The sequence below is a fragment of the Citrobacter sp. RHBSTW-00671 genome (assembly GCF_014103415.1).
Taxonomy (GTDB): domain Bacteria; phylum Pseudomonadota; class Gammaproteobacteria; order Enterobacterales; family Enterobacteriaceae; genus Citrobacter.
In genome coordinates, this window is the sequence record NZ_JABXPR010000001.1 from 3,691,821 (window position 1) to 3,715,720 (window position 23,900).

Annotated in this window: 16 protein-coding genes and 1 pseudogene; 5 read left to right on the forward strand and 12 right to left on the reverse strand. The window is 51.4% G+C overall.

Annotation, left to right across the window (positions count from 1 at the left end):
• Positions 1 to 127: 127 nt before the first annotated feature.
• From HV261_RS17745 to HV261_RS17760, 4 genes are all read right to left on the reverse strand, one after another.
• Positions 128 to 1,132, reverse strand: coding sequence for an IS110-like element IS5075 family transposase (locus HV261_RS17745; RefSeq protein ID WP_000427614.1), 1,005 nt, complete (start codon positions 1,130 to 1,132; stop codon positions 128 to 130).
• A 348-nt stretch (positions 1,133 to 1,480) separates the two neighbouring features.
• Entirely contained in the window at positions 1,481 to 2,476 is a 996-nt protein-coding gene (locus HV261_RS17750) for a glycosyltransferase (protein ID WP_009652583.1), read from the reverse strand.
• Between the two features lie 60 nt (positions 2,477 to 2,536).
• Positions 2,537 to 3,364, reverse strand: a complete 828-nt coding sequence (locus tag HV261_RS17755; RefSeq protein ID WP_004207021.1) for a universal stress protein — start codon at positions 3,362 to 3,364, stop codon at positions 2,537 to 2,539.
• An 18-nt stretch (positions 3,365 to 3,382) separates the two neighbouring features.
• Complete coding sequence (locus HV261_RS17760) at positions 3,383 to 4,861, reverse strand: SulP family inorganic anion transporter (RefSeq protein WP_008786570.1); 1,479 nt, start codon at positions 4,859 to 4,861, stop codon at positions 3,383 to 3,385.
• A 425-nt stretch (positions 4,862 to 5,286) separates the two neighbouring features.
• Here HV261_RS17760 and HV261_RS17765 point away from each other — a divergent pair, with 425 nt between their 5' ends.
• The 4 genes and pseudogenes from HV261_RS17765 to aspC all read left to right on the forward strand — a co-directional run bounded on the left by HV261_RS17765 (position 5,287) and on the right by aspC (position 10,479).
• A complete protein-coding gene (locus tag HV261_RS17765) occupies positions 5,287 to 5,910 on the forward strand; it encodes a recombinase family protein (RefSeq protein WP_004207019.1) in 624 nt (207 codons plus the stop codon).
• A 54-nt stretch (positions 5,911 to 5,964) separates the two neighbouring features.
• Positions 5,965 to 8,949 (forward strand): Tn3 family transposase, encoded by a 2,985-nt coding sequence (locus tag HV261_RS17770; protein WP_004207017.1) that lies wholly within the window; start codon positions 5,965 to 5,967, stop codon positions 8,947 to 8,949.
• Positions 8,950 to 8,982: 33 nt separating this feature from the next.
• Positions 8,983 to 9,105, forward strand: a pseudogene (locus HV261_RS17775) (porin); the annotation flags it as partial.
• A gap of 183 nt (positions 9,106 to 9,288) precedes the next feature.
• The gene (aspC, locus tag HV261_RS17780) at positions 9,289 to 10,479 is read left to right on the forward strand and encodes an aspartate transaminase (protein ID WP_202039014.1); all 1,191 of its coding nucleotides are present in this window, start codon (positions 9,289 to 9,291) and stop codon (positions 10,477 to 10,479) included.
• A gap of 54 nt (positions 10,480 to 10,533) precedes the next feature.
• Here aspC and HV261_RS17785 read toward each other — a convergent pair whose 3' ends face one another.
• The 7 genes from HV261_RS17785 to cmoM all read right to left on the reverse strand — a co-directional run bounded on the left by HV261_RS17785 (position 10,534) and on the right by cmoM (position 21,929).
• Positions 10,534 to 11,181, reverse strand: a complete 648-nt coding sequence (locus HV261_RS17785; protein ID WP_202039015.1) for an MBL fold metallo-hydrolase — start codon at positions 11,179 to 11,181, stop codon at positions 10,534 to 10,536.
• A gap of 28 nt (positions 11,182 to 11,209) precedes the next feature.
• Positions 11,210 to 11,758, reverse strand: coding sequence for a peptidoglycan L,D-endopeptidase MepK (gene mepK / locus HV261_RS17790; RefSeq protein WP_003831948.1), 549 nt, complete (start codon positions 11,756 to 11,758; stop codon positions 11,210 to 11,212).
• Between the two features lie 176 nt (positions 11,759 to 11,934).
• Positions 11,935 to 13,686 (reverse strand): L,D-transpeptidase LdtD, encoded by a 1,752-nt coding sequence (gene ldtD, locus HV261_RS17795; RefSeq protein WP_202039016.1) that lies wholly within the window; start codon positions 13,684 to 13,686, stop codon positions 11,935 to 11,937.
• A 992-nt stretch (positions 13,687 to 14,678) separates the two neighbouring features.
• Complete coding sequence (mukB, locus tag HV261_RS17800) at positions 14,679 to 19,139, reverse strand: chromosome partition protein MukB (protein ID WP_202039017.1); 4,461 nt, start codon at positions 19,137 to 19,139, stop codon at positions 14,679 to 14,681.
• Positions 19,139 to 19,843 carry a chromosome partition protein MukE gene (gene mukE / locus HV261_RS17805; RefSeq protein ID WP_137382828.1) on the reverse strand — a complete coding sequence of 235 codons (705 nt, stop codon included), beginning with the start codon at positions 19,841 to 19,843 and terminating at the stop codon, positions 19,139 to 19,141. Before mukE ends, mukB begins: the two co-directional genes overlap by 1 nt.
• Positions 19,824 to 21,146: a chromosome partition protein MukF gene (gene mukF, locus HV261_RS17810; protein WP_048212134.1), complete on the reverse strand. Its 1,323-nt coding sequence runs from the start codon at positions 21,144 to 21,146 to the stop codon at positions 19,824 to 19,826. Before mukF ends, mukE begins: the two co-directional genes overlap by 20 nt.
• Positions 21,147 to 21,149: 3 nt before the next feature.
• A complete protein-coding gene (gene cmoM, locus HV261_RS17815; protein ID WP_202039018.1) occupies positions 21,150 to 21,929 on the reverse strand; it encodes a tRNA uridine 5-oxyacetic acid(34) methyltransferase CmoM in 780 nt (259 codons plus the stop codon).
• Positions 21,930 to 22,064: 135 nt separating this feature from the next.
• Here cmoM and elyC point away from each other — a divergent pair, with 135 nt between their 5' ends.
• On the forward strand, positions 22,065 to 22,829 hold the full coding sequence (elyC, locus tag HV261_RS17820) for an envelope biogenesis factor ElyC (protein WP_202039019.1): 765 nt from the start codon (positions 22,065 to 22,067) through the stop codon (positions 22,827 to 22,829).
• A 117-nt stretch (positions 22,830 to 22,946) separates the two neighbouring features.
• On the opposite strand, the gene HV261_RS17825 is transcribed toward elyC, so the two are convergent.
• Entirely contained in the window at positions 22,947 to 23,840 is an 894-nt protein-coding gene (locus tag HV261_RS17825) for a YcbJ family phosphotransferase (protein WP_202039020.1), read from the reverse strand.
• Between the last annotated feature and the right edge of the window lie 60 nt (positions 23,841 to 23,900).

Here is a 23,900-nt window from a genome sequence, read left to right on the forward strand (position 1 = left end):
AATATACGGCTTCAATGAGCCTTTCCGTTTTACAGGTTCCTCAACAGGCCGGTGGGCCGTTAGTATCATCAATATCAGTATTCGCAAAACCAGATGAATGATTGTTTAAACTGGTGTATTTCTGCCTTTATGCTTCGTAAGTTTGCTGTCGCGCCGTCAGTGCCCAGGCTATTCTGGCCAGCTTGTTTGCCAGAGCACAGGTGACGACAAAGTTGCTTTTCCGACACAACAACTCCCTGACCCAGTCGGCCAACTTGCCAGACTGGTGTTCCAGTTTTTGTATGAATACCCTGGCACACTGAACCAACAAAGTTCGGATCTTTTTGTTGCCCCGCTTGCTAATCCCTAACAATGTCGTCCGACCTCCCGTGCTGTACTGTCGGGGTACCAGCCCTGTTGCCGCCGCAAAGTCACGGCTGCTGGCGTACTGCTTCCCGTCGCCAATCTCAGTTGAAATAGTACTGGCAGTCAGCGTTCCAACGCAGGGAATACTCAGCAAGCGCTGTCCAACCTCATCTTCGTCCAACTTTCGTTTCAACTGAGATTCCAGATCTTTAATCTGCTCAACAAGATAGTGATAATGCTGTTGTAATTTCAGCAGTAACTGGCTGAGATAAAGAGGCAAACTACTGTCCTCAAGAAGGGTACTCAGTCGACTAATAACGGCAGCACCTCGCGGAACGCTGATACCAAATTCCAGCAGAAAAGCATGCATCTGATTAGTTGTTTTCACCTTATCCTGAACCAGGGATTCACGGACACGATGCAGAGCTCGCATTGCCTGCTGAGATTCGGTTCTGGGCTGCACGAAACGCATAGATGGACGTGATGCTGCTTCACAGATAGCTTCAGCATCAACGAAGTCATTTTTGTTGCTTTTAACGAATGGGCGGACAAATTGCGGTGATATCAGCTTTGGAAAATGCCCTAACTCTGCCAGCTTGCGTGCCATAAAGTGAGAACCGCCACAGGCTTCCATCGCGATGGTTGTTGCCGGGCATGTCGCCAGAAATTCGATTAGCTTTGGTCGGGTGAATTTTTTACGGTAAACGGCCTTCCCACGATGATCCTGACAATGAATATGGAAAGAGTTCTTACCCAGATCGATACCAATAAGCGCAATGTTTTCCATGATGGTTCTCCGAATGAAAGCCTGTCCTCAGCATAGTACTGGGAAGGAGGGAGTGACCATCTCATTAAATATCCTACGCTAAGCCTATTTTTCGTACAGATTACTTCATGGGTCTATGGTGATAGCTAAAAAATCACCAATACTACCTCACGAGTATGTTGATAGCTCATCGTACCCCGTATCAAGTTTGCATATACCAAGGAAGCGGAGACGAAAGACCACCTATTACTGAGGGATCCCCAGTAATGGGAGGGTAAAATGAAAGGTATAGTGCTACCAATTACTCACCGTCAGTCACGTATCGCTGGATTAACTACGGCATTCGCAGCGAGATAAGTATTCCCCATGTTAAGCCAATAGCAATATAATTATCCATTTTAATTTCGGGCTAGCACCAGTGAATTTTTTTGTTTTTACGAAAACTTTCAGTAAAAAGAAAATATCACTAAGGCTATATACACCTTTTATTAAATCTTTATATGCTATTTCTCTAACAAATAACCGCCTGATTTTTTCTTTGTCCCTCACCTTTTTTCTATATAAACCTAGAAAGTGTCTAGCCTCATACAGGGCATGCCTAAACAGCGATACGCTCAAATCATTATTTTTTATCGACTTTGCGTGACCGATGGTTTTAGATATTACATCAATATAGCATTCTGCTCGGACGTCGAAATAATCACCGCGATTTGTGATGGATTCATTATTGTACTTGTAGGTGTAGTCCATATCTTTTGATATGTAGAAACGCCCATTTGCCAACGCCAATTCCATCGTCCATAAAATATCTTTATGACTCCGGCCATCATGAAATGACAGATTGTTATTCCTGATATAGTCAGATCTAACTATCTGTAACCAAAGGTAATGTGGCCATTCCCTGACTTTTACTGCGTGACTCATCCACGCATTGCCGGATAAAACCTCATCATAAGGCTGGTTAGTATGCACGGGTTTTTTATTATCGCCTTCATGCCAAAGCTTCCAGGCATTGGACAAAAGCACATCAGCATTATGGCTGGAAGCCTGGATATACCTGTTATAAATGAATCCTTCAGACACATCGTCATCGGCATCCAGAAACATGACCCACTGGCCTTTATGCTTGTCTAATCCATTATTTCTGGCCGCGTATACACCTTTATTATTTTGTTCAATCACTTGAACCCTGCCATCCTTTATGGAGTTAATTATCGTTGACGTGTTGTCTGAGGAGCCATCGTTAACGATAATAACTTCAATGTTGATCCTGTCTTCTATCAAGATATCTTCGATCAAGGATTTGATGGTTTTTTCTGCGTTGTAAACGGGGATTATTACACTCACCGCAATTTCATGTTTCATGTTCACTCCAGTAAATTGAACGTATTTATTTGTCCCCGGAGTTATTTCCGGGGACAAAAATCACCTCAGCATTAAGAGTGGAATTTGTGTTTTTTCCAACATGGCGGTGGTGTTGCTGCCGATAAAGAATCGCCGCAATGGCGAATGGCCATAGGCACCCATCACAATCAGGTTAATGCCGTTTTCATTAGCGTAACGGCAGAGCGCATCAGCAACGGATGTACCTTCCAGTATGTGGCTTTCGGTCGTAATGCCAGCCTCTTGCAGCACATTCTGTGCTTCCTGCAAGGTTCGTGTATCCCCCTTAACCATCACGATGTGGCAAACCAGACCATTGAGTAGCGGGCTAAGTGTCAGGCGCGTCAGGTTTTTGCGACTCTCATCGCTGCCATCATAGGCGAACATAACTTTGGTCGGTGTAGAATAAGCCTCCGGCACGATAAGTACCGGTTTTTTCTGCAGCCGAATAATTCTTTCTAGGTGGCTGCCAACCGGGTTCTGCGTTCCACGGCGGCCCAGCACCATCAGGCGAACATCCCCTAAATCAGCCAGGATTTCATCCAACGCGCCATGTTTTTGCAGTAATTGAACATCAGCATGACCGGCATCATTCAGCAACTCCGCACAGCCAGCCAGTATGGCTTTGCCCTGCGCCATTAATAACCGACTACGCTCTCCTTCAACTTTCACCAGCTCTTCGGTGAGATGAGCCTGGCTATCAATGCCGATGCTTCCGGTCAAATCTGACACGGCAGGATGCGCATCTTTCTCCAGTACGTGCAGCAGCGACAGAGGTGAATCCAGCAGAGCAGCGGCCCATGCCGCGTATTCACAAACCGCTCGGGTCGACGGCGAACCGTCAACGCAGGCAATAACGGTATTATTCATTATCTGTTCTCCTGACTGTTAATGGCCGCCCATTAATTTTTCCACTTCTTCGGGTTTGTCATGCACCCCAAAGCGGTCAATAATGGTGCGGGTAGCCTGATTCATGCCACGGATTTCTACATCCGTACCTTCACGGCGGAACTTAATGACCACTCTGTCGAGTGCGCTGACCGACGTAATATCCCAGAAGTGGGCGTGCGAGACGTCAATGATCACATGCTCCACCGCTTCACGGAAATCGAAGTGGCTCATAAACCGATCGGCAGAGGCGAAAAACACCTGGCCGGTTACGGCGTATGTCCGCGTTGACGCTTTGAGTTCGGATGACACCGCCATAAAACGGGACACTTTGCTGGCAAAGTTCAGTGAGGCGATCAGCACACCAGTCAATACGCCATACGCCAGATTATGCGTTGCTACCACCACGACTACGGTAGCCAGCATGACGACGCTGGTTGACAGTGGGTGGCTGCGCAAGTTGGTAATAGAGCGCCAGGAGAAGGTGCCAATAGAAACCATGATCATCACCGCTACCAGGGCCGCCATTGGGATCTGCGAAACCCAGTCACGCAGGAAGACCACCATACAAAGCAGGACGACGCCTGCGGAGAGTGCGGAGAGACGCCCACGCCCCCCGGATTTCACGTTGATCACCGACTGGCCGATCATCGCGCATCCGGCCATACCGCCAATAAATGCAGCGCCAATGTTGGCAACCCCTTGAGCCTTACACTCCCGGTTTTTATCGCTCGGCGTATCGGTCATGTCATCCACAATGGTCGCGGTCATCATCGACTCAAGCAGCCCCACCACAGCAAGGCCGGCGGAATAAGGCAGAATGATTGATAGGGTATCGAAATTAAGCGGCACATCGGGTAACAGGAAGACCGGCAGACTGTCCGGCAACTTGCCCATGTCGCCGACGGTGCGTACGTCCAGATGCAGCCACATGGAGATCCCGGTCAGCACGACGATACAGACCAGCGGCGAGGGGATGGTTTTATTGAGGTACGGGAACAGATAAATAATGCCTAGACCGGCCGCCGTCATGGCGTAAACGTGCCAGGTGACGTTGGTCAACTCCGGCAACTGCGCCATGAAAATCAGGATCGCCAAGGCATTGACAAAACCGGTAACCACCGAGCGCGAAACATAACGCATCAGACTGCCAAGCTTTAAATAACCAGCAATAAGCTGAATCACACCAGTAAGCACAGTAGCGGCCAATAGATACTGTAGGCCGTGGTCTTTCACCAGCGTCACCATCAGCAGTGCCATCGCGCCGGTTGACGAAGAAATCATTCCTGGACGCCCACCGCAGATAGCGATTATCAGCGGGATACAAAACGCAGAGTAGAGCCCGACTTGCGGGTCAACGCCGGCGATGATGGAAAAGGCGATCGCTTCAGGAATAAGCGCAAGCGCGACAACAATACCGGCCAGTACGTCACCACGGACGTTACCCAGCCAGTCCTTACGCGTCGAGGACAGCAACATAGTATTTTCTCAGTTTTAGAATACAGTCAGCCCGTAAAGGGCAAAAAAATTTAGATACGATAAAGCACATCCGCAGACGGGATGTTAAAGAGTGCGTGCTGAGGGTTACTCAGAACGACAGAGAAGGGGAAAACTCAGGGTGGCGTCATACGCATGGTCGTTTTTATTACTCCTTGATGGTCGGTGTGTACACCTTCAGGGATCAGATAAACCAGATGAAGATATTCAAGGCTGGCCGCGGAGTCTGCCAAGGCAAACCGCGTATTACTATAAACGAAACTGAAACAGGGTCAATCATGGATTAAATGTGCCATTAATGTATACCTCAATGTCATAGCCTAAAGTGCCGCCATTTTCCCCTTGGATCATCACCTATCTGTCACGTACATTATGATCATCACTTAAACGTCATAAATGGGTGAAAAATGTACATTCACGGTTACCTCCGCGCATCAACAAAAGAACAGGATGCTCTCCGAGCAAAAAATAGGATGAAAGCCTTTGTTGAAGAAAAAGGATTTCGACTGGCCAGTTGGTACACCGAAAATGTATCCGGGGCATCACTTCAACGGCCAGAACTTTTACGGCTACTTGATGATGCTGCACCTGGTGACATTATTCTCATCGAGCAAGTTGATCGCCTTTCTCGCCTGGATGAAGAGGGCTGGCAAAAATTAAAGCATCTTATCCAGGAAAAACACCTTGTGGTTGTCAGTCTTGACCTCCCGACGAGCCATATGGCTCTTGCAACACATGCTGGCGATGATTTTACCCTTGCAATGCTTAAGGCTATTAACGGAATGATGCTTGATATGCTGGCCGCCATAGCTCGCAAAGACTATCAGGATCGTCGCCGGCGCCAAGAGGAAGGGATAGCGAAAGCCAAGGTAGCCGGTAAATTTCGGGGACGTCAGGCAGATCATCAATTGCATGAAAAAATCATAGAGCTTCGGGTTAAAAATAGACAGAGCATCCGTGATACCGCGAGGTTGTGTGGAGTTTCAGAACGAACGGTTATACGCATTGTTAAACTTAAAGCATGTTCTTGATGCGTATACTTTGAACGTCCAAGCGGACAGTGTCCGTATGCAGGGAGTGCATTTATGCCACGGCGACAGATACTGAGTAGTGATGAAAAAGAACGCTTACTGGTTGTGCCGGATGATGACATCCTGCTAACCAGGATGTGTTTTTTAAGTGAGCAGGATCTGGTTCTCATCAACAAACACCGGAGACCCGCTAACCGCCTGGGCTTTGCCATTTTACTCTGTTATCTGCGGGGACCGGGTTTTACTCCAGACAAAAACAGTCTCCCTCACGATGGCGTTATGTCCAGGGTGGCAGAGAGATTGAAACTTCAACCTGATTTATGGCGAGAGTACGCAGCGAGGGAGGAAACCCGTTGGGAGCATCTTGCCGAACTCTATCGCTACTTGCGATTAGCGCCTTTCAGCAGGTCACTGCAAAAAACATGCATCCGCCATTTATATCCGCATGCCATGCGGACCGACAAAGGCCTGATTCTTGCTGAAGAGATGCTCGCCTGGTTGCACAACAACAACGTTATTTTCCCTTCCGTTGATGTGATGGAGCGAACCCTTGCTGAAGCCGCAACACTTGCCGACAGAGCCGTATTTTCTACACTGACGACGCAACTGGAACAACGACATAAAACAGCACTGGATAATCTGCTTGCATCAGGTGATGAGCAACTTTCCCGTCTTGCCTGGATGCTTCAGCCCCCGGGTAAAATTAACGGTAAAAACGTGCTGCAACATATTGATCGGTTGAATGCCATTGAGGGGTTGGCACTGCCGGAAGGTATTACGCTTTCCGTTCACCAGAACCGACTGCTGAAACTGGCACGCGAAGGTCGGAAAATGAGTAGCAGGGACTTGGCAAAATTCTCAGGCACACGTCGTTATGCCATGCTGGTTTGTATTATCTCAGAAGCAAGGGCCACGCTTACCGATGAAATCATCGAACTACACGAACGTATCCTGGGCAGCTTGTTCAGCAGGGCAAAGCGCACACAAGCCGAACGGCTTCAGAAAACAGGAAAACTCATCCAGAGTAAGTTAAGGCAATATCTTACTGTTGGCCAGGCGCTGCTAAACGCACGGGAGTCAGGAGAAGATCCCTGGGCGGCGATAGAAGACGTACTTCCCTGGCCGGAATTTATCACCAGTCTGGAGGAAACACAGTTTCTGGCTCGAAAGGATAATTTTGATCCACTTCATTTGCTCACCGAAAAATACAGCACGCTGCGTAAATATGCGCCCCGTATGTTGTCTGCATTGCAGTTCAGTGCAGCTCCTTCAGCACTGCCACTCGGTAATGCGCTGGATACCGTCAGAGAAATGTACCGCAAACAACTCCGCAAGGTTCCGTCAACAGCGCCAGTAAAGTTTATCCCTGAGAGCTGGAAAAAGTTGGTAATAACGCCATCGGGTATCGATCGCCGGTATTATGAATTCTGTGTACTGAATGAGCTGAAAGGCGCATTGCGATCTGGTGATATCTGGGTTAGAGGATCACGACGCTACAGGAATTTTGACGATTACCTCATTCCTCCTGCTGATTTTGAAAAATCACTCAAAGAGAAACAGTTACAGCTTGCCATTCCGACAGACTGCCAGGAATACCTTCACTCCCGTATGACACTGCTGGCGTCGCGACTGGAAGAGGTCAATGCGATGGCGATTGCCGGTGATTTGCCTGATGTTGATATATCGGACAAAGGTGTGAAGGTCACGCCTCTTGATAACAACGTTCCTTCGACTGTATCACCGTTTGCCAACCTGGTTTACGGCATGCTGCCGCACCCAAAAATTACCGAGATATTAGATGAGGTGGACAGTTGGACGGGATTTACCCGCCACTTTACTCACCTCAAAAATAATCACGTCAGACCAAAAGACAAAAAGCTGTTACTGACCACCATCCTGGCAGATGGTATCAACCTGGGACTGACTAAAATGGCAGAATCCTGCCCAGGAACCACAAAAGCGTCGCTGGAAGGCATTCAGGCATGGTACATCAGGGATGAAACGTATGCAGCCGCGCTTGCCGAACTGGTGAATGCACAAAAAAAGTGCCCACTGGCAGCATCATGGGGGGACGGTACAACGTCATCCTCCGACGGCCAGAATTTTCGAGTCGGAAGTCATGGCCGCTATGCCGGACAGGTGAATTTAAAGTACGGTCAGGAACCCGGCGTGCAGGTTTATACACATATATCAGACCAATACAGCCCATTTTATACCAAAGTGATCAGCCGGGTCAGGGACTCTACCCATGTGCTGGATGGGTTGCTCTATCACGAAAGCGACCTGGAAATTACGGAGCATTACACCGATACAGCGGGTTTCACTGAACATGTTTTTGCGCTAATGCATCTACTTGGGTTTGCATTTGCACCAAGGATCCGGGATCTCCATGACAAACGGCTATTCATTCATGGAAAGGCGGAAAAATATTCTGGGCTTCAGTCGATCATATCCACGACCAGTCTGAATCTCAAAGAAATTGAGACACACTGGAATGAGGTACTGCGCCTGGCGACCTCGATCAAGCAGGGCACGGTAACCGCCTCGCTGATGTTAAAAAAGTTGGCCAGCTACCCCAAACAAAACGGCCTGGCAAAAGCGTTACGGGAAATTGGCCGTATCGAGCGAACGTTGTTTATGCTGGACTGGTTTCGCGATCCGGCCCTGCGTCGTCGTGTGCAAGCCGGTTTAAATAAGGGTGAAGCCCGCAATGCGCTTGCGCGGGCCGTTTTTATGCACCGGTTGGGTGAAATAAGAGACAGGGGGCTGGAAAATCAAAGCTATCGCGCCAGTGGGCTGACGCTGTTGACTGCGGCGATCACGTTGTGGAACACGGTGTATATAGAAAGGGCCATCGAATCACTAAAACGAAAGGGGCTCCAGATTAATGAGCCGTTGGTTTCTCACCTGTCCCCTCTGGGCTGGGAGCATATCAACCTGAGCGGAGATTACATCTGGCGTAATAATCTTAAGCTGGGATCCGGTAAATATCGACCGTTACGCACAGTTGATGTCAGTCTGTACAAAAAACAGGCTTAGCGTAGGATATTTTCCGTTTTCCAAGCGGACCCCTACTACTTCAACAAAAACATGTCCACCTATGTTGATTACATCATCAACCAGATCGATTCTGACAACAAACTGGGCGTAGGCTCTGACGACACCGTTGCAGTGGGTATCGTTTACCAGTTCTAATAGCAGACCTCTTTGCTAAATGCCTAAAAAACAGGACTTCGGTCCTGTTTTTTTATCTCCGCCAGCGGATTCTTGCGTCTTCAAAAAACACCCCTGCTTTTCGTCACTAACGGTTGGCATTTTGTAAATCTACCGTTAACCTGATAGCGGACTTCCCTTCTGTAACCACAATGGAACCTCGTCATGTTTGAGAACATTACCGCCGCTCCTGCCGACCCCATTTTGGGCATGGCTGATTTGTTTCGTGCCGATGACCGCCCGGGGAAAATAAACCTCGGAATCGGTGTATATAAAGATGAGACAGGCAAAACGCCGGTATTGACCAGCGTTAAAAAAGCCGAGCAATATATCCTGGAAAATGAAACCACCAAAAACTATCTTGGCATTGACGGTATTCCAGAGTTTGGTCGCTGCACTCAGGAATTACTGTTTGGTAAAGAAAGTGCACTGATTAATGACAAGCGCGCGCGTACAGCACAGACCCCTGGTGGTACGGGTGCCCTGCGTGTGGCCGCTGATTTCCTGGCAAAAAACACCAGCACAAAACGCGTGTGGGTCAGCAACCCAAGCTGGCCGAACCATAAGAGCGTATTTAATTCTGCTGGTCTGGAAGTGCGTGAATATAACTATTACGATGCGGCAAACCATTCACTGGACTTTGACGCGCTGCTGGCAAGCCTGGCTGAAGCACAAGCTGGCGACGTCGTATTATTCCACGGCTGCTGCCATAATCCGACCGGCATTGATCCAACGCTGGAGCAATGGCAAACGTTGGCTCAGTTGTCCGTCGAAAAAGGGTGGTTACCACTGTTCGACTTCGCCTACCAGGGCTTTGCTCGTGGTCTGGAAGAAGATGCAGAAGGTCTGCGCGCATTCGCCGCACTGCATAAAGAGCTGATTGTCGCCAGCTCCTATTCCAAAAACTTTGGTCTGTACAATGAGCGTGTAGGCGCCTGTACGCTGGTCGCTGCCGATGCAGAAACCGTTGACCGTGCCTTTAGCCAGATGAAATCGGTCATTCGTGCGAACTACTCCAACCCACCGGCACACGGTGCTTCAGTTGTCGCGACAATTCTGAGCAACGATGCGCTACGTGCTATCTGGGAACAAGAGCTGACTGACATGCGCCAACGCATTCAGCGCATGCGTCTGCTGTTCGTCAATACGTTGCAGGAGAAAGGGGCAAACCGCGATTTCAGCTTTATCATCAAACAGAACGGTATGTTCTCATTCAGCGGCCTGACGAAAGAACAAGTTCTGCGTCTGCGTGAAGAGTTTGGTGTTTATGCTGTTGCTTCCGGACGCGTGAACGTAGCAGGAATGACGCCAGACAACATGGCGCCGTTATGCGAAGCGATTGTCGCTGTTCTGTAATCTATCGCACACACAAAAAAGGCCGCATCGCGGCCTTTTTATTTATCTGTCGTGTTACCAAACCGGCATTTCATCCTGCAGGAACGGATTATGCTGCCGCTCGTAACCCAGCGTAGAGAGTGGTCCGTGACCCGGAATAAACGTCACGTCATCACCCAACGGTAAGAGTTTACGTTTGATAGCGTCAATCAATTGGCTGTGATCCCCACGCGGGAAATCACTGCGCCCTACGCCACCTTTGAAAATCACGTCGCCGGAAATCAGTAACTTTGATTGTTCATCAAAGAAGACGACATGCCCAGGCGTGTGACCCGGGCAATGCAACACCTGTAAGGTTACGTTGCCGACGCTAATCCGATCGCCTTCGTTTAACCAGCGATCGGGCGTTAGCGGCTCACAATCACCCAGGCCAAACATACGGCTTTGTGCAGGCAGCCCCTGCAGCCAGAACTCATCTTCTTTTTCCGGCCCAATAACCGGTACACCGTAATGCTGTGCCAGTTCTGCCGCCGCACCAACATGGTCGAGATGACCATGAGTAAGCAGGATCTGCATGAGCGTCAGACCGCTGGCATCGACTTCCTGTTTGATTTTCTCGGCATCACCGCCGGGATCGACCAGTGCGGCCAGACGCGTCTGCTCACACCAGATTAGCGAGCAGTTCTGGGCGAATGCAGTGACCGGAATAATACGATAGTTCATACAGCTCCTGTTTCATTAAGCTTACGGATCACCAGTGCCGTGCGGGCCCGGTGTCAATATGCACAAAGTTACTGCTGGGGTAGTATCCTACACCACCTGCGCGCATAGATAACGCAGCTTTGCGAATATTACTTAATGCGATGCCTTCAATATGGAAATCCATGGCCTGTCCTTTCGTATGGTAGCTTTTCTTTGCTACACCACGACTACGTGCACGGAGTTCGTTATTGGTATCGATGGAGCGATAGCCAGAGATCAGTTGTACGGGTTTACGCGTACCCAGCAGTCCCTGCAGACGGAAGAGTTGATCAAACAATCCCGGGTCAATGGATTTCACTTTATTGGCCCGAAAGTCACGGAAAAAGTGATTAAGTTTTGCTAATTCGTCCTGAATATAGCCCCTGCCATCAAAAAACTCTGCTTTAATTGACTCACCGGTATGCAGGTTATTCAGCGTCAATATACGCGGACGTGGGGTGGAGAGTGTTGCAAACGCAGGCGTGGGCAGGATGGCAGCGCCGAGGGCAATGCCACCAAGCGCCAGCAATTTGCGGCGATTAGCGTCAAATTTGTCCATGGTATTAAGGTCTACAGGTCAATGTTATCGTATGTATGCTCTAGCGCACGCGGGAAACCTTATCTGGCTAAGTAGTCCACGTCAAGGCTCCCAAACCCAGGAAATACGGGGCTTACAGCCATCCTGCCCCGTTTTCGTCATAACTTACGACAATCATTTTCCTCGAACTGCTTCATTTATCTGATTAATTGCTCAGCTTTCGACATGATTTGTGCGCTGGATCGCGCTGTCTGATCGTAATTGTAAATATCTGTTCGATACTGCGTACGCCCATCGCTTCCCACAAACGCTGTCAGATAGTACAGGTTGACCGGAATATTCTGGCGAATATTGACATACCGCGTATCCCCTTGCTTCAGGGCATCCGAGATGCGCGTATCATTCCAGCCTGCATCCTGCAGCAGCATATTCGCCAGTTCCGAGGCCTTATTCACGCGCACACAGCCAGAACTTAGCGCCCGAGTATCCTTCTGGAACAAATTATGGTTTGGCGTATCGTGCAGATAGATGGCGTCAGAACTCGGCATGTTGAATTTATAGCGCCCCAGCGAATTGCGCGCGCCCGGAGCCTGTTGGAAGCGGAACGGCAGATTCGAGGCGGTGATTGTAGCCCAGTCAACCTGCCACGGATCTATCGTCTCTTTGCTGTTCCAGCCGCGCATTACAGTATACCCGTGACGCTCAAGGTACCCCGGATCGTTCCACAATTTAGGCAGTATATCCTTACGCGCCAGCGTCGGCGGCACGTTCCACGGTGGGTTTACAACCACGTTATTCAACGCGCTGCTCATCATCGGCGTTTTACGATCGGGACGTCCGACGATAACACGGGAAGCCAGCACCTGATTGCCATTCTGGTAATAGACCAACGAGTACGCGGGAATATTCACCATGATGCCGGTAGACAACTCACTCGGCAGCAGGCGCAAACGCTGAATATTAAGCGCCAGCACGCCTGCGCGCTGAGCAGGCGTGACATTCAGCCAGTCGCGCGTTGCCGGACCAATCGTGCCATCGGCCCCCAGCCCCTGCCATGTCTGAAAACGTTTCACCGCGTCAACAAGTTCGCGATCGTAGGCGCTACGCCCTTCTTTGGCAGACGTGCTGACACCGGCGTTCAGCATCCCGGTGCGGCGCAGAATTTCGCGCAGCGCCGGGATATCATTACTCCATTCACCGGGGCGCAACGTCGTGGTGCTGGTTAACCGTGGCCAGGGTCGCGAATCCCCCACCAGCTTCAGCAGCGACTCATGCATCACGGTATACTGTGGATGCTGAGGTGTAAGGCTGGTGATAAATGAAGTTAGCTGACCGTTGTCCAGCGCCACCTGCCATTGATTAACAACGGAGAGCGGTGGCGTTGCCAGTGCATAAGGCTTATCGCTATAGAGCCAGCGGCTACCTTTGACGGGGATATTTGCAATGAAGTGGAGATAGCCCATCATCGCATCAGAAAGCACAGTATCACGAGCCAGGCCAGTGACTGCCGGGTCAGTCAGTAACGCGACCCAGGCGTTAAACTGCGGCTGAAAACCGGCAATCGCCACCTCGGCTAACTGTTGTTGAAAGGCTTTTACCGCATCACGATTTTCCCACATCGGTTTCATTTCGCGTGCGGCATACAGCAATTCCAGCTGGCTCATATAAACCGGCGTATAGCCTGCTGGTAGCTGAGATTGCAACTCAGCGCGGGCTTTGTCCACAGATGTGCCATTGGGCAGAGACTGAATTCCCGCCATCACACCTGTCGCGTAAGATTGTACCTGCGGTTGCGATAACGCTGTAGGCTGTTCGCTGACGGCCGCAGAGCTGTCGCCAGGAATCATTTCAGGCTCATCAGCCTGCGCGTTGAACAGTGGAGCGAATGTTACGGCCAGGCACAAACTGATTGCCGACAGCCGACGACCACACATTTTATTAAGCAACATCCCTTGCCCCCTGTTTTCTTTATCATACTTTGAGTAGCCAGACCGCCTGTATTCCCCGTTATTCTCACGGGAGCGGGCCTGTAAAACGCCAATACATTCTGAAGTATGACGAGCAAGCCCGGTGACGCGTTAGGCTTACCTTCAGTATATAAACATCAAATCATTTTTGCCTAACCTAATGTAAAGAAGTCTAAAGAAATTACACCAGGTATCATGTGCATGTCGGAAAAGAAAAAGGCGGCTTTAGCGCCTAATGCTGTTCAGTTAACATTTCAGTTTCAGAAAGCATCAACATGTGTTGGCGGGGTAATGAACATGCTCTCTCAGAGAAAGGGTTCCGTTCACCTCATGTTCATCGCTTCTCTATACACTGAACGCCAGTGAACGTGTTAAGGGTGCTATCGCCGCACCCTTAACAATCCCGGCTCCCGGCAGGAAAATTGTTGCTGCGCAATCCCCTCCGCTTATTCCTCCAGGCTACCGGGCCGGGCGCGATGCAACGTCCCTGTCACACGCACCCTGAACCCGCATCCCTGCGGGTTCTCCCGGCCTTACGGAAACACGTCGGCAATTTTCAGCCGGACCAGCCCACATCTGACCATTTCCGCCGTTTTTTCAGACAGCGAAACCGAAATACCTGAAAGTCAGAGAGTAGAAGCGATATCCTTGGTCCGGCTGAAAATCGATGAGACGTTGACGGCTGACCGGGGCTGCCCGCAGGGATGCGGGCAGAGGGGACGGCCTGCAGGGACGCAGGCTCGGCCCCGACCCGACAGGCAGACGGCATAAGACGAATAGCTCGCGCAGCGACGATTTTCCCGCCGGGAGCCTGGGTTGCAAGGGAGGCGGCGGCGAGCCTCCCTTGCACGTTCACAGGTATCTGTGATTCAGAGAAGTGATACTGCTGAGGTGAACGGAACCCTGAGCAAGAATCACATATTCACCCTACATGCTTAACTGACAGGCATTAGGCTTGAGCGCCGCCTTTTTACTTAGCTTGCCTGCGAAGAGGCATCTTCTATCCCAGGTAACGGCTCAGGTAACTGAGGGGCAAAACCACGCAGACCCACCACGTGAACGTGTTCGGTGTTCTGGAAGACTTTACGCACCAGTTTGTAGGTTGTGCCTTTCTCTGGGCTGATGTTTTCCGGCGCTGCAATAATCAGCTGCATCTGCAAACGCTCGCACAGTTCAAACAGGGTTGCGATGGAGCGGGCATCGAGTCGTGCGGCTTCATCAAGGAACAACAGGCGGCATGGCGAGATATCTTTCCCACGCAGTCTGCGTCCTTCATCTTCCCAGCTTTGAACAACCATCACGAGGATTGACATCCCGGTCCCGATCGCTTCCCCTGTAGACAGCGCGCCCGATTCGGCACGCAGCCAACCGTCAGAACCACGGTTAACCTCAACTTCCATTTCCAGGTAGTTGCGGTAGTCGAGCAGTTCTTCACCAATGGTTTGTGGCGTACGCTGTCCCATGTCGATCTGCGGATTAAGACGCTGATACAACTTCGCCAGCGCTTCAGAGAAGGTCAGACGGTTGCTGTTAAACAGATCCTGGTGCTGTTCATGCTGCTCGGACAGGACGTCCAACAAAGTCGCGTGTGTTTCACGCACATTTACGTTCAGACGAACGCTGTTTACCTGACCGAACGACACGCTTTGCAGACCCTGGTTCAACATACGAATACGGTTCTGCTCACGCTGAATAGTCTTACGGATGATGTTCGCCACGCTGCGCGAGCTGATCGCCAGCTTCTGTTCACGGGAGGTTAACTCTTCCGTCAGACGGCTCAATTCAATCTCCATCTGCTCGATGGCTTCGACCGGATCGTCTGTACGGATGATATCCTGACGAATACGTTCACGCAGATGCTGGTAGACCGCCACGAAGAACTGGATTTTACGTTCTGGTCGTTTGGGATCTTCAGACATGCGCAGCACATCGCGCAGATGCTCGTTATCCGCCACCGCCAGACGCAGCGCACCGAGCGCCTTATCCGACATCGAACGCAGCTCATCACCGGAAAGATAAGCCAGCTCGCGACGGTGCAGGCGACGTTCAACACCGTTGTCTTTTACCATCCGCATCACGGCACACCAGCCGGCTTTCGCGGTCACCACCTGCTCACGCATTTCATGGTAATCGCGCTCAAGCTTGCTCAATCTGCGGGTCAGGTTTTCCATCTCTGCTTCGCAGAAGGTTAGTGCTTTTTCCAGTTGATTACGGCGAGCACGGTTATTACTGAGCTGCGCATGCAGTTCATCACGACGAATACGCGCACGTTCTTCCGCACCGCTATCAGCACGAACGCCGATATCCTGCAGTTCGCGTTGTAAATCGTTCAGCAGCTCTTTCTTGGTGTCATAAGAGCTTTTCAGCGAGGCCATAACCTGATTGTACTGACTCAACTGCGCGGCATGGCTGCGCAAAGCTTCACGAGCACGGGTACGCTCAGCCTCCGCGTGTTCCAGACGCTCACGCAGTTTCTCATTCAGATCGCTGTTACCACTGAGCATTTCGGCGGAGTCGGAATAACTAAAATGCGCCCGACGCTGAACGACTTCAGTGAGCGCAAAGGCCTGCTGACGTGCATCACGCTGCATCTGCTGAGAATACGCGTAGTCTTCTTTCAGCTGTTCAAACTGCTCCGGGTCATTTTGCAGAACGGAAACCATCGGTTCCAGTTTGGCCAGCTGATTACCATGTTGTTGAATAAAACGCGCCGCTTCCTGCGCTTCATCCAAGCGTTCGCGAATTTCGTCCACGCGATCGGCTAATGTGTCATCCGCCAGCAAATTTAAACGCGGCAGCAGGCGGTTCAGGGCAGAAACACCTTCTTTCGCTTGTTCAAACTGCGTACGGCTTTGCTGGTTATCATTTTCATGGTTGGTGAGCGCACGTTCGAGTTCAACGCGACGGCTGTTCAACTGACGAATTTCGGCTTCTGGATCGGCCTCAAACGCTACCGACAGATGGCTGCCGATAAAGCGACTAAATGCCTGATGCAGACGCTGTGTTTTCTGCACGTCGAATGAAAGCGTCGCAAAACGTTCAGACAGCCCCTCACGCTCAGCATGCAGCGTTTCGATACGGCTTTCACGCGCGGCACGACCAAAAATCGGCACCGTTGGGAAGCGGGAGTAACGCCACTGGCGCTCGGCGGTTTTCACCACCACCGCTTTTTCAAGTTCATCGACGCTGAAGACGCTGTCATCAAACGACTGCGGGTCCCCTTCGATGAAGTAGAGGTCTTCCGGGCAATCCGTCAGCCCATCAAGTTGCTCAGTAATCAGCGACAAATCCGGCACCACGATAGCATGGCGTGAAGGACCGTACAGCGCGGAGAAGTACGGCGCATCTTCAAGGCTAACGTCGTCATAAATTTCTGACAGCAGCACGCCGCCGAAGCGTTCCGCCAGTGCGTTCAGACGCTGATCTTCCGCCCCGCCCGGCTGACTTAAACGTTCAATTTCTTCATCAACCGCGTTTTTGCGTGCGCCAACTTCATCACGCTCAACAATGGCTTCACGCTCGCGCTCCAGCAATTGCTGCAAATACTCGGTCACGTCCTGGCTGGAGGTAAACTCTTCGCCGCACTGTTCGCTCAGTTGATTCAGGCTATTTTGCGCAGCCAGCCAGACCGGCGCGCGTTGCATTAAATGCTGAATACGGGATTGCAGCTGTTCCTGTTCCTGACGCAGCGCCATCCGCTGTTCGCTGGCAGACGATACGCTGTCAGACAAGGCGGCAATGCGCGCTTCCAGCTCCTGATGCAGAGCCTCAAGCTCATCGATATCGAAATGCTTACCCTGACGTTTGCAGAATTCAGCCAGCAGACGCTCGGCTTCCTGCTGTTCGCGCAGACGCTGTTCCAGCTCGCTCAGACGCATGCGCAATGGCTGAACTTGTTCCGCCAGATGACGTTGTTCAACACCTTCACGCAGCAGCTCACGTGCGACGCTCCAGGCATCACCACGCGCCAGTGGACCATTAATAGCCGCCACCAGCTGATAAGCCTGCTCGAACTGGCTGTGCGCAGTTTGCGCCACGCTCATTTTTTGTTCCAGCGTCAGCAACTTCTCGGTCGCTTCCTGCTCTTTGGCCTGGAAGGTTTCCAGCCATTCCGCGGCACTGTCTGCGGTGAGATCCGGTAAATGGCAAAGCTCTTTGGCCCGATTTAGGGCCTGGATTGCCTGGGTATACTGGATGGCTCGCGTCTGCTGGACGTCCAGCGCCTGCTGGTAATCGGCCAACTGGCTTTTCAGCTCATCCACTTCCAGCTCAGCGGCTTCCGCACGGGCTTCGTTTTCATCCTGGCGGTCAACGGCTTCCGCGACCACCTCATTTTGTTCTTCGAGACGGACCTGCAGTTCTTCGAGATCCGCTTCATAGCGTTCAATCTTTTCCTGCTGACGCAGCGCAGTTTGCACCAGATTCAGGTGATCGCTCGCCGCCTGGTAATCAGCTTCCAGATCGCCTTCCGCACCGTTGTGCTCACCCAGCTCGCGCGCCATATCCACGTGCTTATACTGCTCAGCCGCCAGCTGCTGGCGCGAGGTGTACAGTTCACGACGATATTCCAGCGCTTTGTCGAGGTGAATACGACGTTCATTAGCGTGGCGCATATAGTCTGCTGCCACATAGTTAGTCGCTTCGCTGATCAAATGCTTAAACAGGTCACGATCTGACTGGGTGACGCGAATGGCTTCCAGCGTCATACGGTTTTCACGCAGCGCTGCTTCCATATCCTGGAACGCTTTACGCACGCCGCTGTTTTCTGGCAGCAGGTAATCGCGCAACGAGCGGGTAATGGCGCTGGAGATACCGCCGTACAGTGAGGCTTCAATCAGGCGATAGAATTTACTCCGGTCGGAGGCAGAGCGCAGACGACGGGCAATGATGCCCAAATCGAACATCAACGAGTGATAATCGGTGATTGAGTTAAACTGCTTAAACTGCACGCCTTCCATCTCATCAAGTTTCTCTTTCAGCTCGGCGAGAGACAGGACGCGAGCCTGGCGTTCATTCAGGGTTTCCGTAACCAGTTGGGTTGGTTGCACCGACATCGGCAACCCCTGAATCGCAAACGGCTTGATGTCCACTTTACGATCGCGCCCGGCAACCTGCTGCAGACGCACGCCGACGACCACACGCTGATGGCGCGAGTTGAGCACGTCAAGCATCGAGTAACAGACACCTGCTTTCAGCTTTCCGTGCAGACCTTTATCGCGTGAGCCGCTGGTTGCACCGGCTTCGGTGGTATTACGAAAATGCAGCAGGGTTAAATCCGGGATAAGCGCTGTAACGAATGCCGCCATGGTGGTGGATTTACCCGCCCCATTCCCACCCGACAGCGTGGTAACCAGCTCATCAAGGTCAAACGTACGGGCAAAAAAACCATTCCAGTTAATCAGCGTAAGTGAGCGAAATTTACCGCGTTCAATCATTATTCTTCCTCTCCACTGTCCGGCTGATTATCTTCTGGCTCATCATTGAGCTGCAGGTGGTTCTCGACCGACATCGCCTCACCATCACGAATTAAGCGACGCTGCGCTTCGCGTGGATCGTCGCCGCTGCGCACATCCGCGCCAAAGCGGAACACGGACTCCGTAATACGGAATTTGCTGCTGTCGTGGCCCATAAACCACACCATGCCTAAACGGCGCAGGCGGTTAAGTGAAGAGCGTACCTTTTCCTGTAGCTTCTGGCGGTCAACGTCTGAACCGGTTGAACGGTTATTCACTAGCTTCAGCAATTTGGCTTCATCAGCCAGCGTTAGCAGCTCGTCGTACAGCTCTTGCTGGGTAAAGATCCCTTCATTCGCCAGACGTTCCGGGCTGAGATAGAGATAGCAAAGAATTTTCCCGACCATCATGTCCAGTTCAGACAAGACCGAGCGCGGAATAAGCGTGGTTGAACGTGGGCGTAGATAGAAGAACCCCTCCGGTGCACGAATCAATTCCACGTTATAGCGGCTGTAAAACTCTTCAAAATACTCCTGAAAATCCATCAGGAAGGCATGATTATCCAGTTCATCCAGGCCGATATGGCGACCCGAACGTAAGGCGCTATCCAGCGCCGGAAATAACGGATTCGCCAGCGCCTGCGCCAGCTTAACCGGCATCACTTGTTCAATATTTGTCAATGACATGCGCCTGTACCTTGGCTCCGTAATCATTAATCGGCTGCCATTTGGCTGGCAGTCCGGTGAAGTCTGCTTGCGCTACGCCAAGACGTACCGCCTGATCGATAACAATACGCGCAACGTCGAAGTGACGCGCACGTGGGTATTGCGCCAGATACTCGCGCACGACCAATCCGAGATCCAGTGGCGTTTGTCTGGATTTATAGATAGCCAACTGTTCTTCGATAATTGCCGCCAGCTGTTCGCGGATCTCATTAAATTCTTCATATTCCAGGTCAGCGGGCAACTCGCCAGTGACCTCTTCATCACGCAGCACCATCTCTTCATCACGCATATCCAGCAGACGATCGGCATTGGCGTAGGTCAACGCCCACGGATCGTCAAAATAGCTCTGGACAGACTGACGTAAACGCTGGGCAAAGACGCGATTTTTGTCCATATCAATAGCGGTACGGATAAACTTGTGCACGTGACGATCGTAGCCGATCCACAAATCGATGGATTGCTGACCCCAACTGATAATACGGTCGAGCTTGCTTTGCAGGTCGAACACCAGCCTGTCGACGAAATGCAAATCGTCATGTGCCATCGTCGCGTCCTGAATGCGTAACAGGTTCGCCTGCAGCTTATCGCCTGCGGCTTCCAGCGTATCCTGCAGCTCACGCAGCGTACCAGACGTTTCAGACAGCAGCATTTCACAGCTGGAAATTGCCGCCCGCCAGTCTTTGTTCAGCAACTGTGCGATATCGTCTTTTACCTGCTGCTGCTGCTCATCCATAATGCGCTGAGTCAAATCGATACTGTCGAAAATTTCCGCTACCGAATACTTCAATGGCGCATAGACGTTGCGGTGCCAGTGGAATTCATCACCACCTTCCGCGGCGGCATCTGCCGCGCGCTTCAGCTCACCAGCAACAATCGACAACTGCATCGACAAACGCAATGTCGAGAATTCACGCTGGCGAATATAGTAATCCGTGATGCCAATCCCCAGCGGCGTTAAACGATAAATAGCGTTACCTTCCGCCTGCTCGCTGGTAAAGCGGTTCAGCAGACGTTGACGTACCATGTCGTTAATCGCGTTATTGGCGCGAACACCGATGGTTTCGCTGGTTTGCTCAAACGCATCACTCACATGGCGGAACGCATCCACCAGCTCGCCTTCGCTCATCTCACCGTCAAGTCGCTCACCGTTCAGCGTGGCTACCGCCAGCAGGAACGAAAGTCTGTCTACCGGCAGAGAGATGGAGAAGTCATTTTTTCTGGCCCAGGCAACCAGTTCGGGGACTGTCTGGGAAAATTCACTCATAGGTTATCCTTGCATCTGCGGTTTGCGCGCGGTGACATGAATATAGCGGCCAAGGCTGATATACGGCTCCTGGCGGCAATAGCGCGTTTCTAACTCAAGTAACATTTCATAACCGTCACGCTGTTGATGCTTATCTCGCAGATAATCATGAAACACGCGTACGCCTGTCTTACCGGTTATCTGCCAACCGATTTCTTCCAGCCACTGATAAACCTGTCCTGGTTCACGCGGATAGTCTGGTGAAAGCGTACGTTTTTTACGTTTTGGCATCCCAACCTGCACATAGTCAAAATTCCCTGCGACCATGTTGTGCATCAGCAGACCGTTAGCATTGTAGAACATTAGCGATAACACGCCGCCGGGGCGTAATACCGACCACAGGGTTTGCAGCACGCAAACTGGTTCAGCCACCCATTCCAGCACAGCATGAAACAATATCAGATCAACCGGGCTTTCCAAATGCGCAGCAACATCCTGAGCGGCGCATTGTATGAAATGCATGTTTCCGCTCACACCTTTTGCCTCTGCTGCCTGTTGCGCACGGGCGATCATCTCACCGGACAGATCGCATAATGTCACGAAGTGACCGCGCTCCGCCATTTTGATGGCCGTTTGCCCTTCGCCACCCCCCGCATCCAGAATATGTAATTTCTGTTCACCGAGCGTGGGCAGTATGCGATCCAAATCCTGCCAAAGAATAGCCTGTCTTAATTGACCTTTGGTGGTGCCGTAAATGTTACGGGAAAACTTCTCTGCAATGTCATCAAAATTGCGATCCCGCATCGGGCTCTCCACAGGCTGGCTTTAGGGCGACTAAGTAAAACCGCTATTTTGTCACACCCACGCCGAGAATGAACCTTCCTGGTGTAATATCGCTGCAGATCCCCTGCTATATGGTTAAAAAAGGAACCAAAAAGGATGCTTTTTACGCTGAAGAAAGTGATTGGCGGTATAATGCTGCCGCTTCCGTTGATGCTGCTTGTGATGGGCATCGGCCTGGGGTTGATCTGGTTTAGCCGCTTTCAGAAAACGGGGAAAGTGTGTATCAGCCTGAGTTGGCTCGCACTTTTGCTGCTTAGCCTGCAACCTGTCGCCGATCGTCTGCTGAAACCGCTTGAGGACAGTTATCCTACCTGGCAGGATACGCAAAAAGTGGAATACATTGTGGTGCTGGGCGGCGGGTATACCTGGAATCCGCAGTGGGCACCAAGTTCTAACCTCATCAATAATAGTCTTCCGCGCCTGAATGAAGGTATTCGTTTGTGGCGAGCGAACCCCGGATCGAAACTGATTTTTACCGGCGCTGCCGCGAAAACCAATAACGTCAGCACGGCTGAAGCTGGCGCTCGCGTGGCGCAGTCGCTGGGCGTCCCCCGCAGCGAGATCATTACGCTGGATAAACCTAAAGATACCGAAGAAGAAGCGACCGCAGTAAAACAGGCTATTGGCGATGCGCCGTTCCTGCTGGTGACATCCGCATCGCACTTACCGCGTGCGATGATTTTCTTTCACCAGGTCGGACTGCATCCTTTGCCTGCACCCGCTAATCAACTGGCCATCGATTCACCGCTCAATCCGTGGGAGCGAGTAATTCCTTCGCCTGTCTGGCTGATGCATAGCGATCGGGTTGGTTACGAAACGTTGGGGCGCATCTGGCAGTGGCTGAAGGGAGCAGAACATTGACAGAAATGCTGCCTGATGGCGACACTCACGCGTCTTATCAGGCCGGCGTGTTCAGTGCTCAATTATAGGCCGGATAAGGCGCTCACGCCGCCATCCGGCAAGGCCGCAACCGGATATTCAGGCAAGCCAGGGCAGCAGAGACTTAGTCGCCAGATCAAAGTTAGAGCGGCTAAAACGCCCGGTATTGACCAGTTGCGCAACCTCATCCCACAACACATATAGCCAGCGTCGCCAGATAAATGATTCCGCCACCGGCGCACGTTGTAAATACTGCCACAACAGGCTTTCCGCCAGCGCATTGTCCATTAAGCGGAACAATTCATACTCTCTCGGCGCCCACAGCATTAAGCCTGGCCCCACCATCGCCAGAAGCTGATCGCTACGGGCATCTTTGAGCATACTGCGTAAACTGAAATTACCGTGGATCAGTACGCAATTATCATTAAAGCCTTCAAACAAGGCGGGTAAGCATTCTCGGGTACGAAACAAAATCCGCTTGTCCTGCATCGTCAGTCCGGTGTTGTTGAACTGGTTTAACGTGCTCCATAGCACTTCAACACGCTGCCGATACCAGGATGGCCAGAGGTTCTCTTGCGTATTGTCCACCGCCCCCACACAGCCACGACTGTCCTGACGGTGCCACGACAATAAGCCTTCCACGATCTGATCTTTTAAATGCTCCCAGCGTTCCGGGGTTCGGGCAGGCGCTTCTACCGGCACACCGCGTAAACGTTCAAGCAACAGGACATCAGGGCCGGGGTGCTCTTCGTGCGTTAAGACCCCATAAATGACAGGCATACGCACCGTCCCGCTGCGTGCCAGCATGGTGCTTTTCCATGCTAACTGCTGCGCCATCCCCGGTGTGGTGAAACTTCTCGCCATCAGTGGCATCGGATTTCCCTGGCTGTCATACAGTGACCACAGGGCCGTATCCACTTTTTCATTTACGCATTCAATACGACTGAGTTTTTCACCCAGCAGATGGCTGAGTTCGGCACGCAACTGTTCCATTTCAGATTGCCCTCATAAATGCTACTGCTTTCATAATGAGCGTCGTGCAGACAGATGTCA

What these genes read in the sequence shown, in the direction of transcription:
- HV261_RS17745 (WP_000427614.1), bottom strand. Translation starts at nt 1,132, where the DNA reads ATGGAAAACATTGCGCTTATTGGTATCGATCTGGGTAAGAACTCTTTC.
- HV261_RS17760 (WP_008786570.1), bottom strand. Translation starts at nt 4,861, where the DNA reads ATGTTGCTGTCCTCGACGCGTAAGGACTGGCTGGGTAACGTCCGTGGT.
- elyC (WP_202039019.1), top strand. Translation starts at nt 22,065, where the DNA reads ATGCTTTTTACGCTGAAGAAAGTGATTGGCGGTATAATGCTGCCGCTT.
- mukF (WP_048212134.1), bottom strand. Translation starts at nt 21,146, where the DNA reads ATGAGTGAATTTTCCCAGACAGTCCCCGAACTGGTTGCCTGGGCCAGA.
- HV261_RS17825 (WP_202039020.1), bottom strand. Translation starts at nt 23,840, where the DNA reads ATGGAACAGTTGCGTGCCGAACTCAGCCATCTGCTGGGTGAAAAACTC.
- HV261_RS17750 (WP_009652583.1), bottom strand. Translation starts at nt 2,476, where the DNA reads ATGAAACATGAAATTGCGGTGAGTGTAATAATCCCCGTTTACAACGCA.
- mukE (WP_137382828.1), bottom strand. Translation starts at nt 19,843, where the DNA reads ATGTCATTGACAAATATTGAACAAGTGATGCCGGTTAAGCTGGCGCAG.
- ldtD (WP_202039016.1), bottom strand. Translation starts at nt 13,686, where the DNA reads ATGTTGCTTAATAAAATGTGTGGTCGTCGGCTGTCGGCAATCAGTTTG.
- aspC (WP_202039014.1), top strand. Translation starts at nt 9,289, where the DNA reads ATGTTTGAGAACATTACCGCCGCTCCTGCCGACCCCATTTTGGGCATG.
- HV261_RS17770 (WP_004207017.1), top strand. Translation starts at nt 5,965, where the DNA reads ATGCCACGGCGACAGATACTGAGTAGTGATGAAAAAGAACGCTTACTG.
- mepK (WP_003831948.1), bottom strand. Translation starts at nt 11,758, where the DNA reads ATGGACAAATTTGACGCTAATCGCCGCAAATTGCTGGCGCTTGGTGGC.
- cmoM (WP_202039018.1), bottom strand. Translation starts at nt 21,929, where the DNA reads ATGCGGGATCGCAATTTTGATGACATTGCAGAGAAGTTTTCCCGTAAC.
- HV261_RS17765 (WP_004207019.1), top strand. Translation starts at nt 5,287, where the DNA reads ATGTACATTCACGGTTACCTCCGCGCATCAACAAAAGAACAGGATGCT.
- HV261_RS17755 (WP_004207021.1), bottom strand. Translation starts at nt 3,364, where the DNA reads ATGAATAATACCGTTATTGCCTGCGTTGACGGTTCGCCGTCGACCCGA.
- mukB (WP_202039017.1), bottom strand. Translation starts at nt 19,139, where the DNA reads ATGATTGAACGCGGTAAATTTCGCTCACTTACGCTGATTAACTGGAAT.
- HV261_RS17785 (WP_202039015.1), bottom strand. Translation starts at nt 11,181, where the DNA reads ATGAACTATCGTATTATTCCGGTCACTGCATTCGCCCAGAACTGCTCG.